Annotated in this window: 12 protein-coding genes; 2 read left to right on the top strand and 10 right to left on the bottom strand. The window is 42.8% G+C overall.

Annotation, left to right across the window (positions count from 1 at the left end; all coding sequences use genetic code 11):
* Window positions 1-101 precede the first annotated feature (101 nt).
* Window positions 102-590: a nicotinamide-nucleotide amidase gene (gene pncC / locus OQE68_RS04265; protein ID WP_180567380.1), complete on the bottom strand. Its 489-nt coding sequence runs from the start codon at window positions 588-590 to the stop codon at window positions 102-104.
* 187 nt (window positions 591-777) lie between these two features.
* On the opposite strand from pncC, the gene mutS reads away from it, so the two are divergent.
* The gene (gene mutS / locus OQE68_RS04270) at window positions 778-3,396 is read left to right on the top strand and encodes a DNA mismatch repair protein MutS (RefSeq protein WP_180567379.1); all 2,619 of its coding nucleotides are present in this window, start codon (window positions 778-780) and stop codon (window positions 3,394-3,396) included.
* 290 nt (window positions 3,397-3,686) lie between these two features.
* Window positions 3,687-4,010, top strand: a complete 324-nt coding sequence (gene fdxA / locus OQE68_RS04275) for a ferredoxin FdxA (protein ID WP_180567378.1) — start codon at window positions 3,687-3,689, stop codon at window positions 4,008-4,010.
* A 116-nt stretch (window positions 4,011-4,126) separates the two neighbouring features.
* Here the strand turns inward: fdxA and rpoS are convergent, their stop codons facing one another.
* From rpoS to ftsB, 9 genes are all read right to left on the bottom strand, one after another.
* Complete coding sequence (rpoS, locus tag OQE68_RS04280) at window positions 4,127-5,161, bottom strand: RNA polymerase sigma factor RpoS (protein WP_180567377.1); 1,035 nt, start codon at window positions 5,159-5,161, stop codon at window positions 4,127-4,129.
* A gap of 99 nt (window positions 5,162-5,260) precedes the next feature.
* A complete protein-coding gene (locus tag OQE68_RS04285; RefSeq protein ID WP_180567376.1) occupies window positions 5,261-6,043 on the bottom strand; it encodes a peptidoglycan DD-metalloendopeptidase family protein in 783 nt (260 codons plus the stop codon).
* 201 nt (window positions 6,044-6,244) lie between these two features.
* A complete protein-coding gene (locus tag OQE68_RS04290; RefSeq protein ID WP_180567375.1) occupies window positions 6,245-7,183 on the bottom strand; it encodes a polyprenyl-phosphate transporter in 939 nt (312 codons plus the stop codon).
* A 115-nt stretch (window positions 7,184-7,298) separates the two neighbouring features.
* Window positions 7,299-7,961: a protein-L-isoaspartate(D-aspartate) O-methyltransferase gene (locus tag OQE68_RS04295; protein ID WP_180567374.1), complete on the bottom strand. Its 663-nt coding sequence runs from the start codon at window positions 7,959-7,961 to the stop codon at window positions 7,299-7,301.
* Window positions 7,958-8,707: a 5'/3'-nucleotidase SurE gene (surE, locus tag OQE68_RS04300; protein ID WP_180567373.1), complete on the bottom strand. Its 750-nt coding sequence runs from the start codon at window positions 8,705-8,707 to the stop codon at window positions 7,958-7,960. The genes OQE68_RS04295 and surE overlap by 4 nt, the downstream gene beginning before the upstream one ends.
* Window positions 8,708-8,727: 20 nt before the next feature.
* The gene (gene truD, locus OQE68_RS04305) at window positions 8,728-9,750 is read right to left on the bottom strand and encodes a tRNA pseudouridine(13) synthase TruD (RefSeq protein ID WP_180567372.1); all 1,023 of its coding nucleotides are present in this window, start codon (window positions 9,748-9,750) and stop codon (window positions 8,728-8,730) included.
* On the bottom strand, window positions 9,747-10,223 hold the full coding sequence (ispF, locus tag OQE68_RS04310) for a 2-C-methyl-D-erythritol 2,4-cyclodiphosphate synthase (protein ID WP_180567371.1): 477 nt from the start codon (window positions 10,221-10,223) through the stop codon (window positions 9,747-9,749). Before ispF ends, truD begins: the two co-directional genes overlap by 4 nt.
* Window positions 10,224-10,278: 55 nt before the next feature.
* Window positions 10,279-10,989 carry a 2-C-methyl-D-erythritol 4-phosphate cytidylyltransferase gene (ispD, locus tag OQE68_RS04315; RefSeq protein WP_180567370.1) on the bottom strand — a complete coding sequence of 237 codons (711 nt, stop codon included), beginning with the start codon at window positions 10,987-10,989 and terminating at the stop codon, window positions 10,279-10,281.
* 24 nt (window positions 10,990-11,013) lie between these two features.
* Window positions 11,014-11,283: a cell division protein FtsB gene (ftsB, locus tag OQE68_RS04320; RefSeq protein WP_180567369.1), complete on the bottom strand. Its 270-nt coding sequence runs from the start codon at window positions 11,281-11,283 to the stop codon at window positions 11,014-11,016.
* Window positions 11,284-11,462: the final 179 nt, after the last annotated feature.

Genomic DNA, 11,462 nt, shown 5'->3' on the forward strand with positions numbered 1-11,462 from the left:
CAATCTAGACACTGTATATTTAAACAGTATTATTTCATACAACTCTATACTCAGCCAGCAAAATTTGCAAAAAAGTTAATCAATATTTTTTAGTAACACCTTTAATTATTAAAGTGTTCCAATATGCCTTTTAAAGCTTCAACTACTGCTTGCTCTCTAACTTGCTCTCGATCACCCGAAAAGTGATAACAACGACTTATTGCGGGCTGCTCATGGAGTTGCCAGGCAACCCATACAGTGCCCACTGGTTTTTCGGCACTCCCACCGTCAGGGCCTGCAATTCCGCTGATCGCAACAGCAATATCTGCTTCACTATGAGCAAGCGCTCCATCGACCATTTCCATTACTACAGCTTTACTGACTGCACCAAACTGGATTAACGATTGCTGTGAAACCTCCAGCATTGATCGCTTTGCTTCATTAGAATAAGTAACAAAGGCTCCTTCAAACCAGCTTGAGCTACCAGCAATGGCAGTAACGGCCTGCGCGACCCAGCCACCAGTACAAGACTCTGCAGTAATCAACTTCAGTTGTTGATTAATTAAAAATGCACCGACTTGCTCAGCAAGTGCTTTTATTGCATCACTCATCACATTTCACTTTTGAATTAAAAGGTTAGTTGTCGACTATTCAACCAGTGAAGCGTATATATACAACAATTGTTTTCACAAACCTATCTTATCAATAATTAAGTTACGCCTGAGTCTTAATCTAACGCCATTAATTGCGTAGAATTACCGCCCGATTTCTTGTCACCAACTGAGCAATTAGTATCCAATGGCAAAAGTAACAACCCAAACCTCAAAACATACACCGATGATGCAGCAATACTTGCGAATCAAACAGCAACATCGTAATGAGTTAGTGTTTTATCGAATGGGTGATTTTTACGAGCTTTTTTATGATGATGCCAAAAAAGCCTCTCAATTATTGGATATTACTCTCACTGCGCGTGGCAATTCTGGTGGTGAGCCGATCCCAATGGCCGGCATCCCTTTTCACTCTGCTGATAATTATTTGGCCAAACTGGTCAAGCTGGGTGAGTCAGTCGCCATCTGCGAACAAATTGGCGATCCAGCTACCAGTAAAGGACCCGTAGAGCGAAAAGTGGTCAGAATTATCACCCCTGGTACCGTCAGTGACGAAAACCTGCTGGAAGAACGCAAAGACAACCTACTTGCAGCATTTCACCAGAACAATGACCATTATGGCATTGCCACACTTGACATTAGCAGCGGCCGATTTCAGGTAGCAGAAGTATCAGGGGAGGAAGCATTCTTCGCAGAATTAGAGCGACTAAATCCCGCTGAAATATTAGTAAGCGAAGAAAGCCCTTTGCTGGAAAAACTCAAACACCGTTCTGGTGTTCGTCGTCGGCCCGTCTGGGACTTTGATTTTGAAACAGCCATGAAAATGCTAACCCAGCAGTTTCAAACCAATGACCTGGCAGGCTTTGGCTGCAACCAATTAACCATCGCCATTGATGCTGCAGGCTGCTTACTACAATACGCCAAAGAAACTCAGCGAACCGCCTTACCCCATATCCGCGGACTCAGTATTGAGCGCCATGAAGACAGCGTTGTTTTAGACGCCGCCAGCCGTAGAAACCTAGAGTTAGTCACCAATTTATCAGGTGGTAAAGAAAATACGCTAGCAGCAGTATTTGATAAAACTGCCACTGCAATGGGTAGCCGGTTACTATGTCGCTGGATTAACCGCCCACTCAGAAATCAAGTGGAGCTGAAACAGCGCCAACAAGCATTGAGCGCCTTGTTAGCGGACTACAGCTATGAGCCTCTCCATCAATCACTCAAGCAAATTGGTGACATTGAACGGGTATTAGCTCGGGTAGCACTTCGATCTGCTAAGCCTCGTGATTTCGCTAAACTAAGAGATGCCTTACTGCAATTACCTGAGCTGCAAACCCAGTTGGCCAATATCCAATCACCTCTCATTCAACAGCTTGGCCAGATTATTAGTGAGTACCCAGCACTGACCGAGCTACTACAAAGAGCCATTGTCGATAATCCACCTGTGGTGATTCGTGATGGCGGTGTTATTGCTGAAGGTTATGATGCAGAGCTAGATGACTTACGCAATATCAGCGAAAATGCCAGCGAATTCCTATTGAAGCTCGAAGCTCAAGAACGGGAAACCACTGGGCTTTCAACACTAAAAGTGGGGTATAACCGGGTTCATGGTTATTTTATCGAAATCAGTCGCCAACAGGCTGAGCAAGCTCCAACACACTACATTCGGCGGCAAACCCTAAAAAATGCTGAGCGCTTTATCACCCCTGAATTAAAAGAATTTGAAGATAAGGCATTAAGCAGTAAAAGCCGGGCACTCGCAAGAGAAAAAGCCCTCTATGAAGGCTTGCTAGAGATGCTGCTAGAGCATTTAGCCCCTTTGCAGGATACAGCCGCCGCCATCGCAAAGTTAGATGTTTTACAAAATCTGGCTGAGCGAGCTGACAGCTTAAATTTATCTAAGCCTACTCTGTCAGCAAAACCAGGCATTAACATTATTGAAGGTCGCCACCCAGTCGTCGAACAGGTATTAGCTGAGCCTTTTGTTGCCAACAATTTACAGTTAGACAGCCAGCGCCGCATGTTAATTATTACTGGCCCCAATATGGGAGGTAAATCCACCTATATGCGGCAAGCAGCGTTGATTACCTTACTAGCCCATATTGGTAGTTTTGTACCTGCAACAAAAGCTACCATTGGTATTGTCGACCGGATATTCACCCGGATTGGCTCATCAGATGATTTAGCAGGCGGCCGCTCTACTTTTATGGTGGAAATGACTGAAACGGCCAATATTCTGCATAACGCCACTGAGCACAGCTTGGTATTAATGGATGAAGTCGGCCGGGGCACCAGCACCTTTGATGGCCTATCTTTAGCCTGGGCCTGTGCCGAATACTTGGCCACTCAAGTCAACGCCTTTACTCTATTTGCCACCCATTACTTTGAGTTAACCGCTTTACCTGAACATGTAACCAATGTGGCTAATGTTCATTTAAATGCCACAGAGCATGAAGATCGTATTGTGTTTCTCCATGCAGTGCATGATGGACCAGCCAGCCAGAGTTATGGCTTACAGGTCGCCCAGCTAGCAGGTGTCCCCCATCCAGTGATTACTCAAGCCAAGCAAAAGCTAGCTCAACTAGAATCGACTAGTAGTCAAACCACATCTGAAGCAGCTGTAGAGAACACTCCACCACCGCAGCAAAAACCTGCTAAGACACCTAAACCAGCCGCCCCCTTGCAATCGGATTTATTCTCAATGGCAACCCATCCAGTTGTAGAACAATTGCAACAAGCCAATATTGACGATCTCACTCCGCGGCAAGCGCTCGAATTGCTATATCAACTCAAGCATCAAATATAAAGGGCAAACGCAGTGCTTATAACAAGGCACTGTGTTTATTTTCTTTAATCACTAATTGATCTAACCATAGGGAAAATTTTTCTAGACTTCCAACGCTTATAAGCTGGAATTATCTATTAAGCTGTTTTAATAACTGATAGACTACCCCACCGTTGAAACCTAAGTATTTTTATTTATGACAGATAGCCAAAATAGAGTTATCTGCAGGACAGCTAAACAAGAACAACTATGCTTGTTTACAGCTTCCACAATAAATTGATGAGCCTGATTTAAAAATGGAGTAACCCACCATGACATTCGTTGTTGGTGAAAACTGCATAAAGTGCAAATACACAGACTGTGTAGAAGTATGCCCTGTTGACTGCTTTTATGAAGGTCCCAACTTTTTGGTCATTCATCCTGACGAGTGCATTGACTGCGCCTTGTGTGAGCCGGAATGTCCAGCCAATGCAATTTTTTCCGAAGATGAAGTACCTGAAGACCAGCAAGAATTTATTGAGCTAAACGCACAGCTTGCGGAGGTTTGGGATAATATTACCGAGAAAAAAGATGCACCCGCTGACGCCGATGAATGGAATGGTGTTGAAGGAAAACTGCAACATTTAGAAAAGTAGGCAGCTCATCTTCTACTGTTTCAGACTGAGCTATAAACTATGTTTAGCGTATATCTGAGGGCCAGCAGCTTGGCCACTTGCTGTTACTGCGGCCTCTCAGAATCAGCTTTTAACAGTTAACTAAATAGCGATTCACTGGAAAGACCTTGTTTTTCCAGAATTACCCGTAACCGTTTTAGCGCTTCTACCTGTATTTGCCTTACCCGCTCTCGAGTCAAGCCAATTTCTCGGCCCACCTCTTCCAAAGTGCTAGTTTCATAACCCCTTAAGCCAAAACGTCGAGCAACAACTTCACGCTGCTTTTCAGAAAGCTCAGATAACCACTTATCAATACTAGTGTTGAGATCTGACTCTTGTAAAAGCTCAGCTGGATCAGAGTCATGCTCATCAGAGATAGTATCTAAAATTGATTTATCTGAGTCTGGCCCCAGCGGGGTATCGACTGATGTGACTCGTTCATTGAGTCCTAGCATCCGTTTTACATCATCTACTGGCTTATCCAGCAAATCAGCAATCTCTTCCGGTGAAGGCTCATGATCCAACTTTTGGGTTAGCTCTCGAGCAGCGCGCAAATAAACATTTAATTCTTTCACCACATGAATCGGTAGTCGAATGGTTCGAGTTTGATTCATAATGGCTCGTTCAATTGTTTGCCTAATCCACCAAGTGGCGTAGGTTGAAAAACGAAACCCTCGCTCAGGGTCAAATTTCTCAACAGCCCTGATTAGACCTAAATTACCTTCCTCAATTAAATCGAGTAGTGACAACCCTCTGTTGACATAGCGGCGAGAGATTTTCACCACCAGTCGTAGGTTGCTCTCAATCATTCGCCTTCTACCCCCATCATCCCCCTTTAAAGCCAAGCGCGCAAAGTGCACTTCCTCTTCTGGAGTAAGGAGTGGTGAATAACCAATTTCATTGAGATAAAGCTGAGTAGCATCAAGGCTTTTATAAAAACTCTCTTCATCTTCTTTATTTTTATTTGAAGAACTATTTGAAGAGCGGGTTCGTGAACTCTTCTCAGAAAATCCTGAGTCGTTTTCTATATTCTCGTCATCTCCACGTTCGTCATTATTATTATTGAAGTGAGAACCTTCAACGTCCTCATGAAGATAATTTTCAAAGTCAACTTGTTCCCTTTTCAGTGCCATAGTCAGTGATCCTGCGTTGTAGTTGGATTAATTATTGTTTTTTTAGCCATGACAGCTACTAAAGACCCACTGTTCATGATTTAACGCCAGGTTTTATTATTATCTGGGCAGAAACTTCAAGGGATTAACAGGTGTGCCATTTTGCCTAATTTCGAAATGCAATTTCGCCATTGTGGTACCTGTTGCTCCTATTTCGGCAATCTTTTGCCCAGCCTGAACCTTATCACCTTCCTTGACAAGCAGTTTTCTATTGTGGGCGTAAGCACTGAGAAATTGATAGTTATGCTTGATAATTACCAACTTCCCATAACCCAATAGACCACTACCTGCATACACTACTTTTCCATCCGCGGCTGCATTAACAGGCTGACCTAATTTTCCACCAATATCAATACCCTTATTAACCTTACCTTTTGTAGTAAAATTTTCAATTACTCTGCCTTTTACTGGCCAGATCCACGTTATTTTGCCTGATTTTGATGTCTGCTTTTTTACACTTTTTTCTGTCGGCTTTTTGACTTTTGTTACACTACTTGAGGTTTTGGGTTGCTTTTTTGTTATTCGTTGAGATCTTTCTTTTGATCGCTTTTTGGTCGGACTAGCGTTTGACAACCTAATTCTTTGTTTCGGATGGATTAAGTAGGGGGAGCGAATATTGTTTGTGCCTGCTAACTCCCTATAATCCCAACCATAACGCCAGGCAATGGAGTAAAGGGTTTCCCCAGGTTTGACAATATGCACTCCCTGGGTCACTTTAGGGCGCTGAGTACGATCTGCAACAGGCGCATATGTCTTTGTTGTGACACAGCCAGGAACAAAAACGAAACAGAAAGCCAGACAGAGTAGGCAAATAAAATGTGCAATATTTTGACTTTTAGGCACAAACAAAATCACAAATTTTTCAAACTTTTTCCAATCAATTAAGCCGCTTTGTTATGTCTTTCTAGAATAAAACCATACTAATGTACTAAAAAAAAATCTAAAAACTATCAGGTTTTATTTTTAATCAAACGGTTAATTAAACAGCTTTAAATTGCGTTATTTTTACCACTCTCATTATTTCTAGAGGCAGCAGCAATCGTTTTAAGAACGTGTTTTTAAGAGTTTTTGCCCTTTATCAATGGCAATAACCAGCACAATCGCCATTAGCATTATAGTAATTGCCACTAGTAATTGATCTGATTGCCCGGTAGATGCCTGAAATTGCCAGGGAAGAACATTGTGCTGAACAAGTGGTACTTGTTCTCCATGACTATTTAATCGAAATGAAATCGTTTGTTTCCACGGCCACACTTTACTGAGAGAACCCACCATTAAACCCGTTAAAAAAGCCAGCGTTACTTCTCTTTTATGCTTTAATAACCAATGCAAAATATTTGAAAACATCATTAAGCCAGCCAAACAACCTGCTGCCAGAACAGCTAACACCACAAAATTAAACTCTTTAATAGCGAGCATGACATGGCCATATAAACCAAATAACAATAAAATAAAGCTACCCGAAATACCCGGTAATATCATGGCACATATAGCAACCATACCACCCAAAAAAAACATAGGATAACTGGCAGTAATTTCTGCAGGTGTAGCCGTCGAGACAGCAATAGCCAAAACGCCACCTACTACACCACTAATAATGCAACCGATTCCCCAACGATTGACTTCCTTGCCTACATAAAAGGAGGAAATAACGATCAAACCAAAGAAAAATGACCATAACAAAATAGGGTAGGTTGCTAATAAATAGCTAATAACTCTAGCGAAGGTTAAGATACTGAAAACAATACCTAATAGCAGAGTAAAGAGAAAATTGCCGTCTATATATTCCCAAGCTGCCTTAAAGCCTTTGGTAAACAAGAGACGAATGGCTCGGTGATTAATATGACTGACAGACTGAAGTAAACGGTCATAAATACCGACAATAAATGCAATGGTACCACCCGAAACACCCGGCACAACATCAGCTGCTCCCATTGCAGCCCCTTTTGCAAATAGTGTGGCAAACTCCAGTTTCTGACTCATGCAATAAACCTTGTTTTGACAAATTTAAGGTGGAAAGACCACCTATTAATTATTTCTTCAGTTTGATTAAATATTTCTATTCAACTCACTACTCCAGCTAATCCAACTCATTCAGCTAGTCTAAGCCAGCCAATAAAGGCACAAAGCGTACCTTTTCAATTTCTCGTATTTGTTCACCAGTTGCTGTTTTAGTAACAAGATACAACATTTGTTCCTCATAATTGCCTACTGGAACAATCATTCGCCCCCCCACAGCTAACTGATCAATTAATAATTGGGGTAATTGAGCCGGCGCAGCTGTCACCATAATGCCATCAAATGGCGCTTGTTGCTCCCACCCCATATGACCATCAGACACTTTTAAGCAAATATTGTGAAGTCCTAATAAATTCAGTCGTTTAGCCGCTTTTTTCTGTAAAGATCGAATCCGCTCTACGCTAAAAACCTCATCGGCTAATTGAGCTAGGACAGCAGTTTGATAGCCTGACCCTGTACCCACTTCTAATACTCGCTTCAATGCTCCATCAGCTACCAATAATTCAGTCATCCGCGCTACAATATAAGGCTGCGACAAGGTCTGACTAAAACCAATCGGAAGTGCAGTATCCTCATAAGCTCGGTGGGAAAGAGCTTCATCTACAAATATATGGCGAGGGGTTTGCTGAATAGTATCCAGCACCAGGCTAGAGGTTATGCCCTCTTTTTGTAAGCGACTAACCAAGCGTTCACGGGTCCGCTTTGACGTCATGCCTATTCCATTAAGCATCAACTCATTCATAACAGAGCCTCCAACCAAGGTTCAACATGGGAAAATGCCTGATAATGGGTTTTATCCACTTGTAGTGGTGTAACAGATACATAACCTTGCTCAATGGCAAAAAAATCAGTCCCCTCACCAGCATCTTCCCCCTTACCAACGGTGGCAATAAAGTAGCCTTCTTTACCTCTTGGATCAGTTAATTTTGCTGGTTTAGCTGGCCTGGTTCGATGCCCCAGTCGAGTTAACAGAATACCGTTAAGGGCAGTCAATGGTAAGTCAGGAATATTGACATTAAGAACAGTGCGTTTAGGCAATTGCAACTCATCAATACCTGTTATCAGTTGCCGAATAACATAGGCAGCCGTCGATAGGTGAGTAGGAGAACGAGAACAAAGAGAAACAGCAATTGCCGGATGATTTAGAAATCGTCCTTCAAATGCAGCTGCCACCGTACCTGAGTAAAGCACGTCATCGCCTAAATTAGCCCCCAAGTTAATGCCAGAAATAACCATTTCTGGTACTGGATCAAGCATCCCATTAACAGCCAGATGCACACAGTCAGTGGGTGTACCATTAATACTAATAAAACCATTAGCATGTGTTTCTGGACGTAATAACTGATCTAGTGTCAAAGAACTGCTGGCACCACTACGATCTCGATCAGGTGCTACAACCTGACAGTCAAAACAGCTACTGAGAGCATCGTACGATGCAGCTAGTCCAGGAGCAAACACTCCATCATCATTCGAAAGCAATAATTTCATTTTTTTCAAATATTACCCGTTTACCAATCAACCAACTCTCGAACGACAGCTGTAGCATAAGCGCCTTTCGGTAAATAAAACGAAACTTCTATACTATCTTGTTGCTGTTGCCAAGCAAGTTGTTGAGGGTAAACCACTAGCGGCCGCCTGGCCATGGCCACCCCTCCTGATACAAGCCCTTCGGTTAACAGCCCTTCTTCCTTTGCCAGTTTTGTTTCAATTTCTGCCACTTGCAATTGACTTAACAAGCGGCCTTTTCCCCATAAAGGCGCAGTAGCAATTAATTCAGCCTGCTGCCATTTTTGCTTTGCCGTATCATCGATTTTATCGGGTAAAATAAGCGTGTTACTGTCGTTAAACTGCAATACATCACCCGTAATTAATTCATTCCATAAATTATTTTCGACACGAAAGTTTAATACCTTATTAAATACATAGGCCCTGGCTGCAGACCAATAAATATCTTGTTGATTTTTTTTCGGTCGCCATTCACCAGCAAACCATTGATTCGCTCTGGTTAAATTATTATTGCCATGGCCAAAGCGCTGAGCACCAAAATAATTAGGCACCCCTTGCGCTTGGATACGACTCATTCGTTCAGTCAGGTGATTTTCATCTACCTGGCACTCTCTTAAACGAATTACAAAACGGTTACCAGCATGACAGCCCCTGGCTAACTTCCGCTGATGACGAACAACTTGCTTTATATTAACGCCATCAATATTCAACTGTTGCCAGTCCGGGCCCTGCTTACCAGGCAAATGTAAGCTGAACCATTGGCGGGTTACTGCTTGACGATCTTTCAGGCCACAATAGCTCACTTGCCGCTGAGATATACCCGCATAAGCTGCTAACTGTTTGGCTACCCAAGCCGTATTTTGCCCGGTTTTTTCCACCCAAAGCAGCTCATGCTCTCCCTCTTCCGTTGGGGTAATACCTAATACTTCTTCAACGACAAAGTCTTCACAATAAGCTTTAAAAATAGCTTTAGCCAAAGCCTCGCCATGGGCTTTGGCTAATTCGGTAAAATCTAACCAGCTCACTGACATGCCTCCAATAACACCACAGCATGAGCGGCAATCCCTTCCTTACGACCGGTATAACCTAATCTTTCTGTAGTGGTTGCCTTGATATTGAGCTGCTTGTCACTGACAGACAACAACTCCTGTAAACAGTCTTTCATTAGCGAAATAAAAGGCGACATTTTTGGTGCTTGAGCAATGATCGTCATATCGGCATTAACTAATTGCCAGCCTTGCTGATTCACCAGCTGATAAACATGACTTAATAGCTGTCGACTATCAGCATTTTCAAATTGTGGATCGGTATCAGGAAAATGCTGCCCAATATCCCCTAAAGCAGTGGCACCTAACAATGCATCACACAGCGCATGAATTAATACATCACCATCTGAATGTGCAACCAACCCTTGGCTATAAGGGATTTTTACTCCACCAATGGTGATAGCCTCACCAGGTCCAAATTTATGTACATCAAAGCCATGACCTATTCTCATGCTGCTCTCTCTATTCACTGCTCTACATTAACCTACTTTCAATCGCCTTGAACTTTTACCCTTCAACTGTCTGATGTTCTAGACAAAAAGCAGCTAATGGTAGGTCTACTGGTCGTGTCACCTTTAAATTATCCTCACGCCCCTCTACCATTAATGGTGAGTAGCCCAGCTGCTCGACAGCAGAAGCCTCATCAGTTACCAACTGATTTTTCATCAGAGCCTCGGCTAGTGCTCTCCTCAATAATCCAAACCGAAACATTTGTGGCGTTTGCGCTTGCCAGAGGTTTTCTCGCGGAACCGTTTGCTCCACTTCCCCCTGTTCACTGACAGCCTTTAAAGTATCTTTAACGGGTACCCCCAGCAAACCACCAACAGGATGTTCAATCAGTTGTTGATAAAGTTTGTTAATTTCCGCTAATCGAATACAGGGCCTGGCGGCATCATGCACCATCACCCAATCACGCTCTGCTGCACAAGCAGCTAACCAGTTCAAGCCATTTGCTACGGACTGATAGCGCTCGGCTCCGCCCTCCACTTTTATAATTCGAGAGTCCTGGATAACCGGCAGCTGATCAAACCACGAATCATCAGAGGCGACGGCCACGATAATTTTCTGAAAAGGAAATTGCAGCAATTGAGTTAGGGTATGGCTGAGTATAGGCTGACCATTCAAATCAAGGTATTGCTTTGGTTTTTTCTGCTGCATCCTGCTACCAATACCAGCAGCAGGAACAATGGCCCAGCAAAGGTTTTGATTGGCTGTCATAAAACTACTGTTTTCTGGCTCCCATTAATCCGCAATTAAAAAAAACTGTTCGCCTTGTTTAATCATACCTAGTTGGCTTCGTGCTAACTCTTCAATAGTATCTAAACCGCTTTGCAACTCTACAACCTCTGCTTCTAATACCCGATTACGCTGATAAAGTCCCTGATTTTCACGCTGCTGTGAAGTAATTTGCTGTTGCGTTTGCCATAGTCGTACAACACCTGTATTACTAAACCACAATCGATACTGCAGCAGAACCAATAACAAAATTAATAATCCAGTTAGCCATTTCATAAGGTGTTAAGCCTACTTTTCGCTGATTATTATTTTCATTTTAACTCATCATCACCCAGTGGTGCATACGCAAAAGACAGTAAACGCTTTTCGTAAAAACAATTTAGGGGGCATTGCCCCCTAAATTTGGTATTTATAGCTAAGGATATAATGTTTACCAAAGCGAGTGGTTTTTAGGG

Origin of the sequence: Spartinivicinus marinus, assembly GCF_026309355.1 — a bacterium.
GTDB lineage: Bacteria > Pseudomonadota > Gammaproteobacteria > Pseudomonadales > Zooshikellaceae > Spartinivicinus > Spartinivicinus marinus.